20 protein-coding genes and 1 pseudogene are annotated in these 19,338 nt (G+C 67.1%); 8 read left to right on the top strand and 13 right to left on the bottom strand.

Annotated features, from left to right (window positions below; genetic code table 11):
- From G6R19_RS13570 to G6R19_RS13580, 3 genes and pseudogenes are all read right to left on the bottom strand, one after another.
- Positions 1-202, bottom strand: a pseudogene (locus G6R19_RS13570) (hypothetical protein); the annotation flags it as partial.
- A gap of 200 nt (positions 203-402) precedes the next feature.
- Positions 403-933 (bottom strand): ferritin, encoded by a 531-nt coding sequence (locus tag G6R19_RS13575; protein ID WP_163165810.1) that lies wholly within the window; start codon positions 931-933, stop codon positions 403-405.
- 72 nt (positions 934-1,005) lie between these two features.
- Positions 1,006-1,611 carry a HutD family protein gene (locus G6R19_RS13580; protein ID WP_163165812.1) on the bottom strand — a complete coding sequence of 202 codons (606 nt, stop codon included), beginning with the start codon at positions 1,609-1,611 and terminating at the stop codon, positions 1,006-1,008.
- 96 nt (positions 1,612-1,707) lie between these two features.
- On the opposite strand from G6R19_RS13580, the gene G6R19_RS13585 reads away from it, so the two are divergent.
- Both G6R19_RS13585 and G6R19_RS13590 read left to right on the top strand, forming a co-directional pair.
- Positions 1,708-2,322, top strand: coding sequence for a phosphoribosylanthranilate isomerase (locus tag G6R19_RS13585; RefSeq protein ID WP_163165814.1), 615 nt, complete (start codon positions 1,708-1,710; stop codon positions 2,320-2,322).
- Between the two features lie 71 nt (positions 2,323-2,393).
- Positions 2,394-2,795: a YccF domain-containing protein gene (locus G6R19_RS13590; RefSeq protein ID WP_163165816.1), complete on the top strand. Its 402-nt coding sequence runs from the start codon at positions 2,394-2,396 to the stop codon at positions 2,793-2,795.
- A gap of 57 nt (positions 2,796-2,852) precedes the next feature.
- On the opposite strand, the gene G6R19_RS13595 is transcribed toward G6R19_RS13590, so the two are convergent.
- The 3 genes from G6R19_RS13595 to G6R19_RS13605 all read right to left on the bottom strand — a co-directional run bounded on the left by G6R19_RS13595 (position 2,853) and on the right by G6R19_RS13605 (position 5,010).
- Entirely contained in the window at positions 2,853-3,239 is a 387-nt protein-coding gene (locus tag G6R19_RS13595) for a VOC family protein (protein ID WP_163165818.1), read from the bottom strand.
- 95 nt (positions 3,240-3,334) lie between these two features.
- On the bottom strand, positions 3,335-4,144 hold the full coding sequence (locus G6R19_RS13600; protein ID WP_163165820.1) for a 2-phosphosulfolactate phosphatase: 810 nt from the start codon (positions 4,142-4,144) through the stop codon (positions 3,335-3,337).
- Positions 4,141-5,010: a DUF4031 domain-containing protein gene (locus tag G6R19_RS13605; RefSeq protein WP_163165823.1), complete on the bottom strand. Its 870-nt coding sequence runs from the start codon at positions 5,008-5,010 to the stop codon at positions 4,141-4,143. Before G6R19_RS13605 ends, G6R19_RS13600 begins: the two co-directional genes overlap by 4 nt.
- 139 nt (positions 5,011-5,149) lie before the next feature.
- On the opposite strand from G6R19_RS13605, the gene G6R19_RS13610 reads away from it, so the two are divergent.
- From G6R19_RS13610 to G6R19_RS13625, 4 genes are read left to right on the top strand one after another with little or no spacing between them, the layout of a single operon-like run.
- The gene (locus G6R19_RS13610; RefSeq protein ID WP_163165825.1) at positions 5,150-5,557 is read left to right on the top strand and encodes a TOBE domain-containing protein; all 408 of its coding nucleotides are present in this window, start codon (positions 5,150-5,152) and stop codon (positions 5,555-5,557) included.
- Positions 5,558-5,598: 41 nt separating this feature from the next.
- Positions 5,599-6,336 (top strand): molybdate ABC transporter substrate-binding protein, encoded by a 738-nt coding sequence (modA, locus tag G6R19_RS13615; protein WP_163166313.1) that lies wholly within the window; start codon positions 5,599-5,601, stop codon positions 6,334-6,336.
- Positions 6,333-7,178: an ABC transporter permease gene (locus G6R19_RS13620; protein WP_163165834.1), complete on the top strand. Its 846-nt coding sequence runs from the start codon at positions 6,333-6,335 to the stop codon at positions 7,176-7,178. Before modA ends, G6R19_RS13620 begins: the two co-directional genes overlap by 4 nt.
- On the top strand, positions 7,175-8,233 hold the full coding sequence (locus tag G6R19_RS13625; RefSeq protein WP_163165836.1) for an ABC transporter ATP-binding protein: 1,059 nt from the start codon (positions 7,175-7,177) through the stop codon (positions 8,231-8,233). Before G6R19_RS13620 ends, G6R19_RS13625 begins: the two co-directional genes overlap by 4 nt.
- A gap of 10 nt (positions 8,234-8,243) precedes the next feature.
- Here G6R19_RS13625 and G6R19_RS13630 read toward each other — a convergent pair whose 3' ends face one another.
- Positions 8,244-8,579, bottom strand: a complete 336-nt coding sequence (locus G6R19_RS13630) for a hypothetical protein (RefSeq protein WP_163165838.1) — start codon at positions 8,577-8,579, stop codon at positions 8,244-8,246.
- A 204-nt stretch (positions 8,580-8,783) separates the two neighbouring features.
- Between G6R19_RS13630 and clpB the strand changes: the two genes are divergently transcribed.
- On the top strand, positions 8,784-11,441 hold the full coding sequence (gene clpB, locus G6R19_RS13635; RefSeq protein WP_163165840.1) for an ATP-dependent chaperone ClpB: 2,658 nt from the start codon (positions 8,784-8,786) through the stop codon (positions 11,439-11,441).
- A gap of 44 nt (positions 11,442-11,485) precedes the next feature.
- On the opposite strand, the gene G6R19_RS13640 is transcribed toward clpB, so the two are convergent.
- Positions 11,486-12,205, bottom strand: a complete 720-nt coding sequence (locus G6R19_RS13640; protein WP_163165842.1) for a septum formation family protein — start codon at positions 12,203-12,205, stop codon at positions 11,486-11,488.
- Positions 12,206-12,477: 272 nt separating this feature from the next.
- Between G6R19_RS13640 and G6R19_RS13645 the strand changes: the two genes are divergently transcribed.
- Positions 12,478-12,711 carry a DUF3073 domain-containing protein gene (locus tag G6R19_RS13645; protein WP_050053419.1) on the top strand — a complete coding sequence of 78 codons (234 nt, stop codon included), beginning with the start codon at positions 12,478-12,480 and terminating at the stop codon, positions 12,709-12,711.
- A 272-nt stretch (positions 12,712-12,983) separates the two neighbouring features.
- On the opposite strand, the gene G6R19_RS13650 is transcribed toward G6R19_RS13645, so the two are convergent.
- The 5 genes from G6R19_RS13650 to G6R19_RS13670 form a co-directional block, all read right to left on the bottom strand.
- The gene (locus G6R19_RS13650; RefSeq protein ID WP_346010083.1) at positions 12,984-14,762 is read right to left on the bottom strand and encodes an ABC transporter permease subunit; all 1,779 of its coding nucleotides are present in this window, start codon (positions 14,760-14,762) and stop codon (positions 12,984-12,986) included.
- Positions 14,759-16,321 (bottom strand): ABC transporter substrate-binding protein, encoded by a 1,563-nt coding sequence (locus tag G6R19_RS13655; RefSeq protein WP_163165844.1) that lies wholly within the window; start codon positions 16,319-16,321, stop codon positions 14,759-14,761. Before G6R19_RS13655 ends, G6R19_RS13650 begins: the two co-directional genes overlap by 4 nt.
- Positions 16,322-16,396: 75 nt before the next feature.
- Positions 16,397-17,665, bottom strand: coding sequence for an MFS transporter (locus G6R19_RS13660; RefSeq protein ID WP_163165846.1), 1,269 nt, complete (start codon positions 17,663-17,665; stop codon positions 16,397-16,399).
- Entirely contained in the window at positions 17,662-18,462 is an 801-nt protein-coding gene (locus tag G6R19_RS13665; protein WP_163165848.1) for a dipeptide/oligopeptide/nickel ABC transporter ATP-binding protein, read from the bottom strand. Before G6R19_RS13665 ends, G6R19_RS13660 begins: the two co-directional genes overlap by 4 nt.
- Positions 18,459-19,256: an ATP-binding cassette domain-containing protein gene (locus G6R19_RS13670; RefSeq protein WP_163165850.1), complete on the bottom strand. Its 798-nt coding sequence runs from the start codon at positions 19,254-19,256 to the stop codon at positions 18,459-18,461. The genes G6R19_RS13665 and G6R19_RS13670 overlap by 4 nt, the downstream gene beginning before the upstream one ends.
- Positions 19,257-19,338 lie beyond the last annotated feature (82 nt).

The following is a 19,338-nucleotide window of genomic DNA, read 5'->3' on the forward strand; positions in this document are numbered from 1 at the left end:
GCGTGCTCACTTCCTGCAAGCGTTTCTTCCGGTTTCCCTCTGCGGGAATCCGAACGCAGCACACCAGCTCGGCCTTGCCGATATCCAGTGCAGCGACCCTGGCAATAATCTCTTCCTCATCTTGGGACTCAGCCAGCATGGACTCCGTCATCTCCTCCCGAACGCGCCCGCCGAACATAACAGCGGCCGCCTGGGGAATCACGAGGGAAAGGAAAATCTAGTCCTCGTTCTCAACAACGGAAACAGTAAAGGGCTCACGTCATGATCCCCAACACCTGGCTACCTAACGGCCTCAAGGAACCAAAGAACCACGGCTTCGACAGGCGACCACACGCACATTTTCAGCCCGGAACGGGCGCCCCGCAAGGGACACAAAGGCTACCTACTTGGGGCAGGGAGGGGTCAGAGGGCGCCGCCGGCAGCTTCCGGGGCGGAGGAGTCACGGCCGCCGTCGCCGACGGTTTCGCGGGCAATGAAGTTCTCGATGTCGAACAGGTTGTCCGCGCGCTCGGCGATGTTCAGCAGCGTGGTCATGGACGCGACTTCCTCCACCTGCTCCTTCAGGAACCAGAGCATAAACTGCTCGCCCAGTGCATCGTTTTCGGCGCGGGCGGCCCGGAATAGGTCCTCGATGTTGCGTGTGACTTCCTTTTCCTGCTGCAGGGCCAGGGCCAGCGGCTCGGTGACCGACGTGAAGTCGTTGCGGACGGCGGGGACGCCGGGAATGGTGAAGGCGATGTCCCGGTCCAGCATGTACTGCACCATCATCATGGCGTGGTTCCGTTCCTCCACAGACTGGCGGTAGAAGTACCTGGCCAGCTGGGGGAGGTCCTGGTTGGCGAACCAGGTGGCCACGGCAATGTACTGCTGCGATGCCGTGAATTCGTTGGCGATCTGGGTGGACAGGAGCGCATTGAATGTTGAAGTGGTCATAGCCCGAGTCTAGGGACGGCCGCGGGGAGCCACCAGTGTGGAAAGGCTCTGCTACCCAAAGGCGAGGCTGTCCTATTCCGCGTGGGGCTCATCCTCCACGGGCTCATCCTCCACCGGGTCGATCGAGACGACGGCCAGGAAACCGCGGCCCAGGACCTCAGGGGTGTCGACGTCGGAGCCCACCACGGCGTCGTACCGCCCCAGTGCCTCGGGTTCCTCGGTTCCTTCGGCTGCCGTGGCCTGTCCCTGGAGCAGGATCCCCAGCTGCCCTTCGAAGATGGGCTTGGCACGCTTTTTCGAGAGCTCGATGATAGACGTGAAACCCTTGAAACGGCCTGACCGCGTGATGACGTTGAGGCCCCGGATGTCGCCCGTCGGAAGGGAAGCATGCGTGCTGGCCCCGCCCGGAAACCGGAACGGACGGTACTTCTCGAGGGGATGTTCGGCGCCGTCCACGGACAGCAGCAGGAGCTCTCCCTCGACCACCGTCAGCACCCGCTCCATCCCGGGGAACGTGGAGAAGTCGCCGGCCTTGCTGACATCAGCGATGCTGACCCGCCAGTCCCAGGCCTCGTCCTGCGTGGAAGCTGTGCCGGGGTGGCTGGCCAGCTGGCGCGTCACTCCGCCGCCGTTGCGCCAGGGTTCGGGCTTGAGCTCTGCAAAGCGGATGATCTCCATCTGCCCAGCCTAATTCCCCCGCGTACATCCCGCGGCCAGCCTTCCTGCTACTCTCCTCCGGGGGGATAACACAAAAACAGCCTCAAGGAGCCGGGAATGTTTGTAAAAGTGTGTGGTCTCAGTACGCCCGAATCCGTCCGTGAAGCGGTAAGTGCCGGGGCGGATGCCGTGGGTTTCGTCCTCACCGCCAGCCCCCGCGTTGTCTCGCCGTCCCAGGCCTCCTCGTTGCTGGCGGAGGTCCCCGCGGGAGTCGCGCCCATCGGAGTATTCCGCCACGAACCTGTGGCCGACGCTGTGGCGATCGCCCGCGTTGCCGGGCTGGAATGGATCCAGCTTCACGGCGCGCGCACCCGCGAGGACGTCGCTACCGTGCACGACGCCGGCATGAAGCTGATCAGGGCAGTCACCATGGAAGCCGCTCCGGAGGAGTTCGAAGACTGGGGCGAGGATCTTCTACTGATCGACGCCGCCGTACCCGGCTCCGGGGAGGCATGGGACTATGCTTCCGTGGCCGCCCTGCCGGTTCTTCAAGGACGGCATTGGCTGCTCGCCGGCGGGCTAGACCCCGCCAACGTCGGTACCGCCTCTACGGCAGCCCACGCCTGGGGCGTCGATGTCTCCTCCGGCGTGGAGGCATCCCGGGGCGTGAAGGACCTGGCCAAGGTGCGTGCCTTTGTGCAGGCAGCGAAGGGTGCTGCCGCCCCGGCCTAGCAGCCGGGTTAAGGGGCCGGTCAGGGCAAACCCCCATCCTTTTGTCAGAGCCCCCGGGGCACAATGGATGAATGAAGACACTGCTCAACATCATCTGGCTGGTTTTCGGGGGATTCTGGCTTGCGCTGGGCTACTTCCTGGCCGGCGTCATCTGCTGCCTGCTCATCATCACCATCCCGTGGGGCATCGCCTCCTTCAGGATTGCGGCATACACGCTGTGGCCGTTTGGCCGCACAGTGGTGGACAAGCCCGGCGGCACAGGGGTGTTCTCCCTGCTGGGCAATGTGATCTGGCTGCTGGTGGCGGGCATCTGGATTGCCATCGGCCACGTGGTCACGGCCTTTGCCATGGCCGTCACCATCATCGGCATCCCGCTGGCCATCGCGAACCTGAAGCTCATCCCGGTGTCCCTGATGCCGCTGGGCAAGCAGATCGTGCCAACCAGCGCGCCGTTCGTCACGGCCTACCGGTAACCCGGCTCCCCGCCCCACCGCCGAAAGCAGCCCGGGAACGGATGAGCTGACGCGACTCTACTCCGTCAGCTCATCCGGCCGCAGCGCCCGCAGGACGCAGAACTCATTGCCGTCCGGATCAGCCATTACCACCCAGGTGACCTCCGGGCCCTGGCCCACGGAAACGCGTTTGGCGCCAAGGCCTTCGAGCCTTGCCACCTCTGCGTCGCGGTCCTCCGGCCGCAGGTCCAGGTGAAGCCTGTTCTTGACCTCCTTGCGCTCGGGCACCTTGAGGAAGAGCAGGTCCGGGGATACCCCGTCCTCGGGGCTGCCGGCCGGCGGCTCGAGCACAATCTCGTCGTCCGCCTCGTAGGTCCGGCGCCACCCCAGCGCCTTCTCCCAGAAGTCCGCGGGCACTTTCGGATCGGTCGAATCAGTGCAAAGGGACTGGATGCGCAGGGTCATCCGAGCAGTGTTGCATCCCCCAACGTGAACCGTAAAGGTCCGGCTGGCGGAAACCATCCACTGGGTACGGCCGGACCAACAGGGCGCCGGGTCCTTCAGCGGGGGCTAAATGCCCCGTTTACCAGGAGGGCCACGGCTCCGCTGTCGTCCAATTCCGCGGCTATATCCACGTCGCCGGCATAACCGGCACCGGCCAGCTCGCGGCCGCTTGAACACCCGTGCAGCATTTCGCGGAGCCGCGGTTCCGCCGCCTCGAACACCGCCATCGCCGCAACGGCTTCCGGTGAGTAACCGTGCCTGCCGTCTTCGGCCTCGTAGCCGCCCTTGCCGGCAGCCACCAGGCCCGCCACAAATGCGCCTGCGCCGATCTGGTCCTCCACAGCAGGGCGGAGGGTGCCGTCCGGCCAGTGTTCGCCGGCGGCAATCACCGCGATCACGGCACCTTCATCGAAGTTGGCCATCACCCAATCGGCTGTTGCCGCCGCATTGCGGAGCGATACCGCAGCCACCAGCGGGACCTCGTGGGCCAATTCATGGCAGAGAGCGGAACCGTTTGGCGACGGCAGGACCACCCGTTCCAGGGACCCTGCAGCCCGGAGACTCGCGGGAGAGAGGCTCAGCCCGCCGCCGTTGCGGGGCCCTGCCAGTTGGGCGCCGTGGCGGGCGGCGAAGTCCTCCGCGCTGGTGTCCTTCCAGGGAAACGGAAAGACGACGGCTCCCCGGTCCAGGGCGACGCTGACGCAGGTGCTGAAGGACAGGACGTCCACCACCACGGCGAGGTCCGCCCCGGACGTTACTGTCCTGGCGCCGTCGAGCCCCCATTCCAGCCGCACTGTGTAGGGCAGTTGCCGGTGGGCGGCACTTGCCGTCAGCGTGTGGCGGGGGTTTGAAGTGGGTGCGTTCACGCCAGTTCGCCTTTCAGGTTCCGGTGGGCGGCGTCCAGCCACAGCTCCTGCGCCCGGCCGGTGTGGAACAGCGGGTCAAGTTCCAGCAGGTGGCGTACGACGGCGGCGCGCCCGGCTGCGAAGTCAGCGTCGCCAATGTGGGCATAGTCCTGGCGGACGTCGGCCACGTACCTCGCATACTCGTCAGGTTCGCCGCCCAGGACGGAAAGGTCGGCATCGCAAAGGAGGGCGCCGTCGTCGTCCCCCGGCCCGGGGCGATGGTCCGATGTCAGCCGCACCAGCCGGGCCACCTCCGCAATCTGCGCCCCGGGAAGGCCGGCCGCGACCAACCGGTCCTCCGCGAGGCGGGCCGAGTCCTCTTCGTCCTGCCCCGCCACACCTCGGTAGACGGCGTCGTGGAACCATGCGGCCAGCAGCACCGTGTGCGGCGGGTCAACGGGATCGGTGAGCAGGTCAAGCGCTTCCAGTACCGACAGCAGGTGGGTGCAGCCGTGGTACCGGCGGTGCGGCTCGCTCCAGCGGTCCAGGAGGTCCAGGAACAGCGCGTCGTGGCCGGGCATGATGGCGTCCCAGCGGTTGAACAGCGGGACCTTGAGTGACTTGTTCCGTTGCCGGGCAGGGATCCGCAGCCCGCTGCCGATCAGCTTGCGGACCAGGATCCGGGCCTCCACGGGAATTGCCCCTGCCGCAACCAGCTCATCGAAGCGGCGCTCCGCAACGTCGTAATGGTCGCCGTCGAAGGCCCGCTCCGGAATGCCGGCGGCAGCGGCGAATTCGTGCAGTTCCGCCAGTGACGAGTCAGACACCAGATGAGAGAAGTGGGTCCCGTGGGCAGGCCAGAGCGGCGGATCGATGTAGATGGCCATGGAGGAAGTCTAGTTGGGGCGGGTGCACGGCGCGCTTTGCTGGAATACGCCGATACCAACGGGGAGATATTCGGGCCGTTACCCGAGAATGCGGCACAGATCTCGGGTTCTTACCGCATCTGCGTCTTACACTGGCCCTATGACCATTATTCGCGTTGCTGAGGCTGCCCGCTTCCTTGGTGTCAGCGACGACACTGTGCGGCGCTGGTTGGACAACGGGTCGCTCACCGCCATTAAGGACGACGGCGGCCGGCTTGCCGTGGACGGGCTGGAACTGGCCCGGCACGCCCGGAAACTCGCGCAGCTTCCGGACGATCCGCACCGTACCGGCAGCTCCGCGCGCAACAGGTTCGTGGGCCTGGTTACCGGCATCACGGCGGACAAGGTTATGGCCCAGGTGGAGCTGCAGTGCGGGCCGTTCCGGGTGGTGTCGCTCATGAGCAGCGAGGCCGTTCGGGAGCTGGGGCTGGAACCCGGCTCCGTGGCCACCGCGGTGGTCAAAGCCACCACGGTCATCATCGAAACGCCGCAGGGCAAGGCGCTGTGAACAAGATCCACGAGCTCACCGCATTGCTGCTGGCAGTACTGATGGCCGCCACGCTGGCTGCGTGCACCGGCAAGGGCGATGCGGCCGCCAACACCAGCGGCGGGGTCCTGACCGTGTTCGCGGCCGCGTCCCTCAAAACCAGCTTCACGGAACTGGCAGAGATGTTTGAAGCCCGGCACCCCGGCACCACGGTCACCCTCAGCTTCGCCGGGTCGGCAGACCTTGCCACCCAGATCAACCAGGGCGCGCCGGCGGACGTCTTCGCCTCCGCAGATACCAGGAACATGGAAGAACTTCAGGAGACCGGGCTGGTGGACGGTGAACCGCAGATTTTCGCCACCAACACGCTCGCCATCGCCGTCCCACCGGGAAATCCGGCCGGCATCCGTTCTTTCGCGGACCTCGCCAAAACTGGAACCCGTCTGGTGCAATGTGCCCGGCAGGTTCCCTGCGGTGCGGCCGCAGCCACCATCGAACAGCAGACCGGAATAGACCTGAACCCGGTCAGCGAGGAAAACTCCGTGACGGACGTGCTGGGCAAAGTCGTCTCCGCGGAAGCCGACGCGGGGCTGGTGTACGTCACCGACCTGAAGTCCGCAGCAGGCAGGGTGGAGGGCGTTGCCTTTCCGGAAGCGGCCGGTGCCGTCAACAGCTACCCCGCCGCCGTCCTGTCCAACACCAAAAACAGTGCGAATGCCCGCGCCTTCCTCGAACTCATCGGCAGCCCCGAAGGCCAACAGGTACTGTCAGACGCCGGTTTCGGACCGGGCTCCCCGTGAGCCACCAGGTTTACAGCGGCGTTCCGCGTTGGATCTATGCCGTGGCGGTCCTGGCCGCCCTGGTGGTCGTCCTGCCGCTGATCGCCATGGTCGCGAGGGTCAACTGGGCCAACTTCCTGCCGCTGGTCACTTCCGAGTCCGCTGTGTCGGCCCTGGGCCTGAGCCTCCGGACTTCCGCTGCCAGCACCGTCCTGTGCATCCTCCTGGGTGTACCGCTGGCCCTCGTTCTGGCCCGGGGCAGGTTCCCGCTGCAGGGCCTGCTGCGTTCGCTGGTGCTGCTCCCGCTCGTCCTGCCGCCAGTGGTGGGCGGCATCGCGCTCCTCTATACGTTCGGCCGGCAAGGCCTCCTGGGCAGCACCCTGGAAGTCCTCGGCCTCCAGATTGCCTTCTCCACCACCGCAGTTGTCCTTGCACAGACATTCGTGGCACTGCCGTTTTTGGTGGTGAGCCTGGAGGGGGCACTGCGGACCGGCGGTGAACGGTACGAAGCAGTCGCAGCAACGCTCGGCGCTTCGCCGGGACGGGTCTTCCGCCGCGTGACGCTGCCGCTGGTGCTGCCCGGGCTGGCCTCCGGAGCCGTGCTTTCCTTTGCCCGGAGCCTGGGCGAGTTCGGTGCCACCCTGACATTCGCGGGCAGCCTCCAAGGGGTGACCCGGACGCTGCCGCTGGAAATCTACCTGCAGCGTGAAACGGACCCGGATGCCGCCGTCGCCCTCTCCCTGGTGCTGGTGGCCGTGGCGGTGGCCGTGGTGGCGCTTGCGTACCGGCGGCCCGGCGGGCGTGCCGGCAGGGCGTCGCAGCGGACGACGGCGGCGGCCGCCCCGGTGAGGAACGCCGCGTGACGTTCACATTTGAGGCAGCTGTGGCCGGGCGGGGGTTCGACGTTGCCCTGACGGTCGGTCCGCGAGAAACGGTAGCGGTGATGGGGCCGAACGGGGCGGGTAAGTCCACGCTGCTGGCCGTGATCGCGGGACTGCTGCGGCCGGACAGCGGCCGGGCCGAGCTCAACGGGCGGACGCTGTTCGACCTTTCGCCGGGCAGGAGCAGATGGACTCCGCCCCATCACCGGGGTACAGCACTGCTCGCCCAGGAACCCCTGCTGTTCCCCCACCTCAACGCCCTGGAGAACGTTGCCTTCGGTCCGCGGAGCGCCGGGGTGGCGAAGCGCCAGGCGAGGGCCGATGCCGTTCGCTGGCTGGCCGAGGTGGAAGCGCAGGAGCTCCATGACCGCCGCCCTGCCGAGCTCTCCGGCGGCCAGGCCCAGCGCGTCGCGGTGGCCAGGGCGCTCGCGGCTGATCCGGGACTTCTCCTCCTGGACGAGCCCATGGCAGCGCTGGACATCCATTCCGCGCCGCTGCTCCGCCGCCTGCTGAAACGGGTCCTCGCAGACAGGCCGGCCATCATCATCACCCACGACGTCCTGGACGCGCTGATGCTGGCGGACCGGGTGGTCATCCTGGAAGGCGGCCGGATTTCAGAGGAAGGCCCGACCCGGGAGGTACTCGAGCGGCCCCGCAGCACCTTTGCGGCCGGGCTGGCGGGGCTCAACCTGATTCCTGGAACCCTCGCGCGTGACGGGCTCAGGACTTTCGACGGCCGGACCGTCGCCGGCCACGCGGAGGAACCCGGCCCGGCAGGCGAGGGTGACCTGGCAGCGGTGGCCGTGTTCCCGCCGTCGGCCGTTTCCGTGTTCCTGGACGACGCCCACGGCAGTCCCCGCAACTACTTCGAGGTGACCATCACGGACCTCGAGCCGCACGGCGACCTCATCCGGGTGCGGGCGGGAAGCCTGGCGGCGGACATCACTCCCGCCGCTTCGGCAGACTTGGGCCTGGTCCCCGGCCTGCCCGTGCACTTCGTCGTCAAGGCAACGGCCGTGGCAATTTACCCGGCCTGACCGGCCGCGCCTACATCCCCGGCAGGTCCAGGGACTCGTAGACCTGGATACTCGCGCCGGGCATCATGAGGTGCGGGTGGCCGTCGAGCAGTGCCTGGGCGCCGGCGAGGTCGTCGGCCTGGAGGATCCCATAACCGGCCACGCCGGTGCTGCTGTCTGACGTGCCGGTTGCCGTGATTTCCTTTCCGGCGCCCAGCGGGTTCCCCAGGTCCACGATCCCGTCACCCGCCCGCTGAGCCCATTCCATCCAGGCCTTCATGCCCTCCTGGGCTGCTTCCGGCGAGCTTTCCTGCATCTGCTCCTGGGCTGCCTTGGGTCCAAGGTAAAGAACAATGAACTTCTTCATGGACTGTCCCCTCTCGAATGCGCCGGCGGAACGTCCTCCGCGGTCACACGCCCGATCCTAGGGGTATCTGCAGGTTAGGGGAACAACCGGGTGGACGTTCGCTGTAGGAAAACAGGTGCCTGCATTCGGAAATAAAGAGTCCCAATCCAAAGTTGAGCGTAGTAGACTCAACTTAGAAAAAACTGCCCCTGAAAGGAGCCCCCTTTGGACGTCAAATTCACTACGAAGAGCCAGGAGGCGCTCTCGGCTGCGGCCATGAACGCCTCCACGGCAGGTAATCCGCAGGTGGAACCGGCCCACCTGCTCAAGGCGCTGATGGACCAGCGTGAAGGCGTCGCCGTGGCGCTGCTGCGAGCCACCGGCGCGGACCCGGATGCCGTGAGCGTCCAGGCGAGCAGTGCCATCAAAGCGCTGCCGGCCACCTCCGGCGCTTCCAGTCAGCAGGCCCAGCTGTCCCGGCCTGCCCTTCAGGCCATCCAGAATGCCAAGGAGGAAGCCGACCGGCTGGGCGACACTTTTGTGTCCACCGAAGTGCTCCTGCTGGGGCTCTCGGCGGGAAGCGACGCCGCGGCCCGGTTGCTGCGCGACGCCGGTGCCTCCCACGAGGCCCTGCTCGCCGCCCTGCCCGGTGTCCGCGGCGACCGGAAAGTCACCAGCCCGGACCCGGAGAACACCTTCCAGTCCCTGGAAAAGTTCGGCACCGACCTCACCGCCATGGCCCGGTCAGGCAAGCTGGACCCGGTGATTGGCCGCGACACTGAAATTCGCCGCATCGTGCAGGTCCTGAGCCGCCGCACCAAGAACAACCCCGTGATCATCGGTGAACCCGGCGTGGGTAAGACCGCCGTGGTGGAGGGCCTGGCCCAGCGCATCGTGGCCGGGGACGTGCCGGAAAGCCTGCGCGGCAAGACCCTGATCGCCCTGGATCTTGCCTCGATGGTGGCCGGCGCCAAGTACCGCGGTGAGTTCGAGGAACGCCTCAAGGCCGTCCTGGAGGAGATCAAGAACTCCGAAGGCCAGATCGTCACCTTCATTGACGAAATCCACACGGTGGTGGGTGCAGGTGCCACCGGCGAGTCCTCCATGGACGCCGGGAACATGCTCAAGCCCATGCTGGCCCGCGGTGAGCTGCGGCTCATCGGCGCCACCACCTTGGATGAGTACCGCGAAAACATCGAGAAGGACCCGGCCCTGGAGCGCCGTTTCCAGCAGGTGTATGTGGGGGAGCCGAGCGTTGAGGACACCATCGGCATCCTGCGCGGCCTGAAGGAACGCTACGAGGCGCACCACAAGGTGGCTATTGCCGACTCTGCCCTGGTGGCTGCTGCAACGCTTTCGAACCGCTACATCTCCGGCCGCCAGTTGCCGGACAAGGCTATTGACCTCGTGGATGAGGCAGCGTCGCGGCTGCGCATGGAAATTGACTCCGCTCCGGAGGAGATTGACCAGCTCCGCCGCGCCGTAGACCGGCTCACCATGGAGGAGCTGGCCCTGGAAGGCGAGACCGACGCCGCGTCCGTGGAGCGCCTCGCCGCCCTCCGTGCGGACAAGGCTGACAGGGAAGAGGAACTCGCCGCCCTGAACGCCCGCTGGGAGGCTGAAAAGGCTGGCCTCAACCGGGTGGGTGACCTCAAGGCGAAGCTGGACGAGCTGCGCAGCGCCGCTGACAAGGCATACCGTGAAGGTGACCTGGAGACGACGTCGCGCATCCAATACGGCGAGATCCCTGCCTTGGAACGCGAGCTCAACGCTGCCGCGGAGGCCGAAGCCGCCGTCACGGACAAGTCCGCGCAGATGGTGGCCGAACAGGTGACGGCCGACGATATCGCCGAGGTTATCTCCGCTTGGACCGGCATCCCTGCCGGCCGCATGCTGCAGGGCGAAAGCCAGAAGCTGCTGCATATGGAGGAGGAGCTCGGGAAGCGCCTGATCGGCCAAAAGAAGGCTGTCACCGCGGTCTCCGACGCCGTCCGCCGTGCCCGCGCGGGCATCAGCGATCCCAACCGCCCCACGGGCTCGTTCCTGTTCCTGGGCCCCACGGGCGTCGGTAAGACGGAGCTCGCCAAGGCCCTGGCGGACTTCCTGTTCGACGACGAACGCGCCATGGTGCGGATCGACATGTCCGAGTACGGCGAGAAGCATTCCGTCGCGCGGCTCGTGGGTGCGCCTCCCGGGTACGTGGGCTACGAGGAGGGCGGCCAGCTCACCGAGGCTGTGCGCCGCCGCCCCTACTCGGTGATCCTGCTGGACGAGGTGGAGAAGGCCCATCCCGAGGTCTTCGACATCCTCCTGCAGGTGCTCGACGACGGCCGGCTCACCGACGGCCAGGGCCGCACCGTGGACTTCCGCAACGCAATCCTGGTCCTGACGTCCAACCTGGGCAGCCAGTTCCTGGTGGACCCCTCGCTGGATGCCGAGGCCAAGCGGAACGCCGTGATGGCTACCGTCAACGCCTCCTTCAAGCCGGAGTTCCTGAACCGGCTGGATGAAGTGGTGCTGTTCGATCCGCTGTCAGTGGAGGAGCTTGCCCGCATCGTTGAACTGCAGGTGGCCGAACTCGGCCGGAGGCTGCACGAGCGCCGGCTGACCTTGGATGTTACCGAGGGCGCGCGCGCGTGGCTGGCGATGTCCGGCTTTGATTCGGCGTACGGTGCCCGGCCGCTTCGCCGGCTGGTCCAGCGGGAGATTGGCGACCGCCTGGCCAAGGCCATCCTGTCCGGCGAGATCGCTGACGGGGACACCGTGCTGGTGGACACGGCCACCGACGTGGATGAACTCACCATCGAAGGGCTGGAGGCTCTGTCCGGTCCCAACGGCGGAGCCGTCCCGGGAACAGGGCTGGTGGTCCGCCGGAAGGACTAGGTCCGGAGGTTGGTCACAAGCGTGCTGCCCTGGCGCTCCCAGCGCTAGGGCAGCACGCTCGCGTTGACGTTGTTGCCGCCGGGGGAGGTGACGTAGCAGTGCAGTCTGCGGTCCCCTGCGCCCCAGCTTGTGGAGCTGGGAAAGCTGCGCTCAAAGGTCAGCGTGTACTGGTTGGCGGCTGGGCCCAGCTTTGCCGCCTGGCATGCTTCCAGGGCTTTGGCTTTGAGTGCTTCCGCGCCCGGGTAATCCTCGCCCTCCGGATAGTGGAACACGGCAACCAGCTGTGCGGAATGGCCGGTGTCACACGGCACCACGGTGGTTTTGAGCGCCTCCGGGTCAAAGTCCTTGAAGCAGTCGCCCAAGGCGTAGGCGGCAGGTTCCGCCTCGCGGGGGAGCGGCAGCGGGGTAGCAGGGGGCGTGACAGCGGTTTCGAGGATCCCGGGAACCGAGCCTGCGGAGGCCTCCTGGTTCCCGTTGGTGTTCAGCCACAAGGCAAGCCAGGCCAGTGAGCCGATGACGGCTAAGAGGACGACGACGAAGAACGCCTTCCACAAGGTCTGCTGGCTGACGCTGCCGCGGCCGGCTTCGGGTCCGTCAGGGATAACCGCATGGTCCTGCTCGAACGCCTCGCCCAGGTCCCGCTCCTGGTCCTTGTTGCTTGCCGGCGGTTCGGCTGCTGGGACTCCGTACTCTGCCGCAGGAACCGTGGGCAAACCGGCGGTGGGCGGCGAAGCCGGTTTGGGCGGAACGTCACGGTGGTTCACTGGGCGCCTCCTCCTGCGTTTTCTCCCCATGGGCAGCCGGATTCCCGGCCATTGTCAGTAGCTGCTGAGTCGACTCTACCGAAGAAAAAAGCCGTAATCTGGCCTTGGAAGGGCAGGGATGGTACCCGGCGTGGCCGCAGGGAGCTGTTGCTGGCAAGCAGGGCCCGCAGAAAGCATGTAATCTAGGTGTACGACAAATTGACCAAACATTCCGGGGCCTCACCTACGCCAAGGTGACCACCTCCGGTCCAAGTACAAAAGGGGGTCACGCCATGGGGCGCGGCCGTCAAAAGGCAAAAGCTACCAAGCAGGCTCGGGATATCAAGTACTACTCCCCGAACACTGACTACTCGGCACTTCAGCGTGAGCTGACGGGTCCAGGCAGTCGTGCCACGAGCCATTACGCGAATGAGCCGGTTGAACCGGACTATTCGGCTTATGTGGATAAGTACGCGGATGATTTGGAAGAAGACGACGACGAGGTAGACACCCGTCGGATCGGCTAGTTGTCGCAAGGTGCTGTTGCCGTAATCGGGCAGCCCTGTGACGCCGCAGCACAAACGGATGCAGCAGGCAGTTCTGCAGTTTCCAGCTTTTAGTGCAGCGCTTCTTTTTTGGCACCCTTGATTCAGTGGATCGTCGGTGCTGACTCAGTTATTGAGCCCGCTGCCTGCACCGGAATACCGGTGCAGGCAGCGGGCTTTTGCTGTCCGCGGCCCGGGTCACGGGCTCCCCGACAGCGCTCCATCCGTTCTGCATCAAATCGGGAAACGCTCCATCACTTCTCGGCGCGGGCGGCAGCCGGGTTTCCCAGCCTCCCGGGCCGTGCCGCCCCGGAGCCGCTCCCTGTGCCCGCGAGGCTGACGGCCAGAACCGAGGCCAGCACCAGTGCTGATGCCGGTGCCAGGACCGCCCACGGTGCCCGTTCCACGTAGCCGATGCCCTCGGCCAGGATCAGTCCCCACTCCGGCGACGGCTGTTGCGGCCCCAGCCCCAGGAAACCGAGCGCCGCGAGGGCGAGGGCGACTCCCGGCAGCCGGAGCATCGCGTGGCGCAGGAGCGGACGTGCCACCGCCGGCAGGATGTAGCGGAGCATAATGCCCGCTTTTCCTACCCCCAGCACCGGGAGAATCTGAATATACGGTTGTGCCCGGGCCTCCTGGGCCAGGGCGGCCGTGTGGGCGGCAAGGGGCGCCCAACTTACGGCTGCCACAGCCAGGGCGGCCCCCTGTGCGGATGGGCCGGTGATGGCTGCGACAACCAGTCCGGCGAGGATGGGCGGCGCGGCGTTGGCCACCTCGAGGGGCCCGGTGGCAGCCAGCGGGAAGAGGCCGACGGCGATTCCCACGGCCAGGCAGACGAGCACCACTACCAGCGCGGTCCCGAGCGTCCCCACGGCGCCGTGCCCCACCCGGGCCAGGAGGTCGCGCCCGCTGGCGTCCGCACCAAAGGGCAGCGACCAGGTGGGCGCTGCCAGCCTCTGGTGTGCCGAGGCGTAGGGGTCGCGCAGCAGTCCGGCGCCAATGATGAGCAGCAAGGCCGCAGCCGAAACTGCCGGCACGGCCAGCTGACGGTGGACCGCTGAACGAGGGGGCTCCGCAAGCGGAAGTGTGCCGAGCCGGACTGCAGGCCCGATCAGCAGGTACCGGGCCGCCGTCGTCAGCGTTCCCACCAGCAGGGCTAGCCCCATCAGTGCCAGCATGCCGGCCTGAAGAGTGGGAATGTCCTGCGCGCTGGCGGCTCCCAGCAGCGCCCGGCCGAGCCCCGGAATTGCGTACACCTTCTCCACCGCGACGGCTCCGCCGGTCAGGCCGATGAGGACCAGCCCGAGCTGAGGCAGCACTGCCGGCAGGGCGCGCCGCAGTACCGCCAGCGCTAGCTGGGCGCGCCCTGCGCCCGCCAGCCGCCACGTGGCCACCCACTTTTCCCCGTACGCGGCGCGGATGGCGTCGGACAGCAGCAGCCCCATCAGGCCACCCGCCGGGATGCCGAGGGCGAGGGCCGGCAGGACGGCATGCTCCGGGCCCTTCCACCCGAACGGCGGAAACCACTGGAGCCAGACGCCGCCCACCACCAGCAGCATGGCCGAAAGCAGGAACTCCGGCAGGGAAGTGAGCGCAGCCGGCAGGGCTCCGGATGCCTGCCCTCGCCGCTGCCGAAGCCCATCCCGCACTGCGGGCACGCAGATCAGCAGGACTATGATCGCCGCTGCCACAATGGCAAAACCCATCAGGGTCACCGAAACGCCCAGCGCAGCCCCGATGCCGGGACCCACAGGAGTGCTGTTGATCCAGGAGATGCCCAGGTCGCCCGCGAAGACGCCTTGAACCCAGGATACGAACATGGCCAGCGGGCCCTGCTCGAGCCCGAGTTCGGCCCGGATGGCAGCCAAGGCTTCGGGGGTGGGCTCCCGGTCCGAGTACTTGGCGCGGAGGATGGTGTATTCAGCTCCGCGGCCTGAGAGCCACGGCATCATTCCGACTAGCACCACCAGTCCGGTGAGGGCGACGATCCGCGAGGCAGTGACTTTCAGGAGCGCCGTACCGGTGGGGATCACCCTGCGGCGCCTGGGGCGCTGGCGATCCCTGTACTGCTGGTGAACCCGGTCTTGCCCGTGATCAGCGCCCGCTCCCGCGGATCCCGCTCGACATTCCGCACCCGCCCCGATTCACCCTGGATGACGCGTTCGTGAAGCAGCGGGATGGCCGCGTCCCGGGCCAGGATGAGGCTTTCGGCGGCGGCAATGGCAGCCCGCCGTTCGGGGCCGGCGGGGATGCCTGCGGCTTTGGCCAGGGCTTCGTCTACGCCTGGATCACAGAACTGGGAGATGTTGAAGGAGCCCGCGCAGGAGAAGTCGCTGTAGAGGTAGGCAACGGGGTCACCGGAGTCCAGGACGGTGGCCCGCGACAGGATGAAGGCATCAAACTTTCCTGCCAGTGCGTCGGCCTCGATGTGCTGGTACTCGCGGACGTCCTGTTCCACCGTAAAGCCGGCGGCCTCCAGCTGCTGCTCCAGTTGAACCGCAACTTCCGGCAGTTCGGCGCGGTCGGTGAAGGTTCCAATCCGGATGGGAGTCCCGTTGACGGCAGTTGCGGCCACCCGGGTGGCGAGGTTTGCGGCGTAGCCTGCGCTGCTCCGCTCGTCCGCCGCCCATGGGAGTGCAGGGCCGAGCAGTCCGGCCGCCTTGTCTGCGCGCCCCTCGTAGACACCGTCCACAATGGTGCCGGCATCAATCGCCCCGCGGGCTGCGGCGCGGACTGCAGGATCAGCGAAGGGGCCCCACGCAGTGTTGAGGTACAGCGTATTGGTCCGCGGCATCGGCACCTCATGCACCAGCGCCGGGTCGATCCGCGCCACCTGGCCCACCGGGATGGCTTCCACGATGTCCGCGTCACCGGTCCTGAGGGCAGCTGCCCTCGCGGTTCCGTCCGGCACGAACTGGACGTCGACGCCGTCGGCTTGCGCCTTCTCGCCCCAGTATCTGTCGAAGCGGTCCAGCCGTGCTGATGAGGTGCCCTCCACCGAAGCCAGTCGGTAGGGCCCCGTACCGGCGTTGACCGGATCCACGACGCCGCCCTCCTTGTACGCGGTGGCAGCAAAAACGGCCAACTGGGGACTGGACAGCCGCTGGGGGAGGAGGGGATCCGGCGTCGCCGTCCTGGCGATCACACCGCTCAAACCGTCAGCCTGGGCGGTAAGTTCCACGCCGTCCAGGATCCTCGGTTTGGGGCTTGCCTTGGCCGCGGCGGAGAGGGAGGCAACAACTTCCGCTGACGTCAGGGACGTACCGTCGTGGAATTCGACGCCGTCACGCAGGGTGAAGCGCCACGAGGTCTGGTCAACCTGCTGCCACCCGGTGGCCAGCGCAGGTTTCGCTTCCCCCAGGTCGTCCAGCACCACCAGGGTCTCGGCGGTCTGCCACCGCGAGAGTTTGAAGGCGTCGTCGCTTAGGGGTGACAACCCGGACCTCGGCGGCTGGAGCATGGCCAGCCTGATCCGGCCGGCACCGTTGCCGCTTTCCGCCACCTGACCGCCTCCGGCGAAACAGCCGGTCAGGCCGGCCAGCAGCAGGGCCGAGATGGCAATAACGCCTGTTTTTGATCGCTTTTTGGGCATGTTGGTACCTGTTTCCGAGGTCGGTGGTGAAGGGAAATGCCGGGTCGGGCCGTTGGCTGTTTTACGTTTGGAGGCTTAGCGCTTGGCAGGCAGGAGCCGTGAAAGTCCGACGGCGGGAAGCACCGTGAGTGCCGCCATCACCGCCCAGGGCCAGGCGGCGTCGGGTCCCGGCTGGGTGGCTCCTGAGTAGAGCGGCCCAAGAACGACGTTGCCCAGCAGCACCGCGCAGCCGCCCATGCTCGCGAGGAGCCCGTAATAGATGCCCGTCCGCCGGCCGCGGGCAAAGTCGAGGACCAGCGGCATGGCCACCGGCCCGATGCACATGTGCCCCAGGCACAGCCCCACCACGAGCAGCAGCGGCGGCAGGAGCTGCAGTGTGCCGGCGGCCGGAACCTGGGCGAGCAGGGCCATGGTGGCGAAGGCCAGGCCCTTGAGGAGGAAACCTGCCATCAGGGCCCGGCCCGGGCCGATCCGGGTTGTCAGCCGGGAAATGGGCCACTGCAGCGCAATGGTCAGGACCGAGGCGACGGCAAACAAGCCGGCCAGCGCCCCGGGGCCCGCGCTACTCCTGGTCAACTCGATGGGAAGGCCAAAGTACAGCTGGTTATAGGCCAGCAGGTTCACGCTGTAGAGGGCAGCAAAGGCCACAAAGCGCTTGTCCCGCAGCATCACCGTGATCCCCTCGCGCCGGGTAACGGAGGAAGGCGGCGTGGAGGAGGACGCAGTGCCGCGCAGCCGATTCGGCGCTCCGGCGGGCACGCTGCGCCACAACACCCCGGTCATCACGGCAAAGACCGCTGCTCCGGCCAGTGCTGCCCAGCTGAAGGAGATGCCCAGCAGCAGGGCGCCCACCAGCGGTCCGGCCACAGCCCCGATCTCTCCGCAGATGGCCAGGAGCGCAAACAGTGCGGGCGCTCTCCCGCTGGTGTCCCGCCGTCGTTCTTCCGCCTGCCCAACCAGGGACTCCAGGGCGGGTGAGAACAGCGCGCCGCCCATCCCGGTGAGGACCGCGCCGAGGAGGAACAGCGGAAAGCTGCCGGCAAGCGCCAGGGTGAGGTAGCCGCAGATGCGGACCAGGCAGCCCACCAGCATGGCGGGCCGCGGCCCGAATCGGTCCGTGATGATCCCGCCCACCAGGAAAAGCCCCTGCTGGCTGAAGACGCGAGCGCCCAAAACCACGCCAACCGCTGTTGCCGTCATGCCGAAGTCCTGGGTCATGACCAGTGCCAGGAACGGCACCACGGCGTAGAAACCGATATTGAAAACAAGCTGGCTGGCGAGGAGGAGGCCCGGGGCCGGACGCGGGTTCGTTGCTGTCCGCTCTGCGGCGTTGAGGGCGGTCACAGGGCAACCGCCTGGAGTGGGGCGGGGAGCTGCAGGCCCCGCGACGCCTGCACGAGTGCGACGGCGGCCGGGCTGGCGGGGCTTTCCAGCAACTGGCCCGTTGGCGCCTGTTCCACGGTGCTGCCTCCGGAAAGCACAGCGGTGGTGCCGCACATCCTGGCAGCGGTGGTGAGGTCATGGGTCACGAGGAGCAGGCCCAGGCCTTCGTGCACCAGGCCGTCCAGCAGTTCGAGGACTGCATCGCGCAGGGGCAGGTCCAGGCCGCTGACGGGTTCATCAGCCAGCAGGTACGTCGGCTTCACTGCCAGGGCGCGGGCGATGGCCACCCTCTGGTTCTGGCCGCCGGACAGCTCGCCCGGCCGGCGGTGCATCGCCCGGGCAGGCAATTCCACGCGCTCCAGCGCCTGGGCCGCCAAATCCCGGTGGTTTCCTTCCACGCGGAGCTGCCGTAGCGGTTCCATCAGCAGTTGCGATACGGTCATTCGCGGGTCCAGGCTACCCGCGGGGTTCTGCGGAATGTATTGGACTGCGCGGCGGTACCAACGAAGGGTCCGGACAGGGCCGGGCGCCACGTCCCGCGCCCCGAGGCTCACCGTGCCGGTGGAGGGCTTCGCCATGGCGAGCAGAATCCGTACGAGGGTGGACTTCCCGGAACCTGAACTTCCCACCAGGGCGGTGCTGGTGCCGGGGGAGATGCGGAGGCTGACGTGTCGGAGCGTTTCCGCCGGTTGCTTGTTGCGGAATCCGCGCGTGGGGTAGGCGAAGGAGATGCCCTCCGCGGCCAGCGTGCCGGTCACGCTGCCACCGATGTTCTTGCGGCCGCTTTAAGCAGCGCCGCACCCGAGGCCGCGTGGACCAGCCGGCGGGTGTAGGGGTGCCGGGGGTTCAGCAGCAGCTCAGCCATCGGGGCATCTTCCACAACGTGCCCGCCTTCCATCACGAGCGCACGGCTGCACAGGGCCGCCGCTGCTGCCAGATCGTGGGTGATGAAGAGCAGGGTTCGGCCCTCGGACACCCAGCTGTGGAGGCTCGCAAGGACGGTGTGCCGGGTAACCGCATCGAGGGCCGTGGTGGGTTCGTCTGCCACCAGGACCTCCGTGCGGCATGCCAATGCCAGGGCAATGCACACCCTCTGCAGCTGCCCGCCCGACAGCTCGCCGGTGTAGCGGGGCAGGATCGCGGCAGGGTCCTCGATCCCGGCCTGGGCCAGGAGGAGCACCGCCTCGCGCCGGGCTTCAGTGCGACTGAACCCTGCCCGGCGGTGCGGGATGAGCAGTTGTTTGCCTACCGGCACCAGCGGATTGAGGGAGGTCTGGGGATCTTGGCTGACCAAGGCTGCGCCGGCAATGCCCTCCGCGCTTCCGCGGTCGCCTGGCCGGAAAGCAGTCCCGAACGAAATTTCCCCACTCGCCGTGATTCCTTCCGGCACTGTCCCCGTGAGGGCGGATGCTGTCAGCGACTTCCCGGATCCTGAGGCTCCCAGAAGTGCGACGCTCTCAGCCCACTGGATGGAGAACGTCAGGGGGTGCACCAACTGGCGCCCGGCGTGCGAGAGCACGAGGTTCTTCACGGACAGGGCGGGCGCAGGCATCGGAACGTCGTTTCGTGGCAGGACTTCGGGAACGAGTTCATCCTAACAAGAACCGTTCTCAATTACGCAACTATGTCCAGGG

This window comes from Arthrobacter sp. Alg241-R88, from assembly GCF_900537115.1.
Classification (GTDB): Bacteria; Actinomycetota; Actinomycetes; order Actinomycetales; family Micrococcaceae; genus Arthrobacter.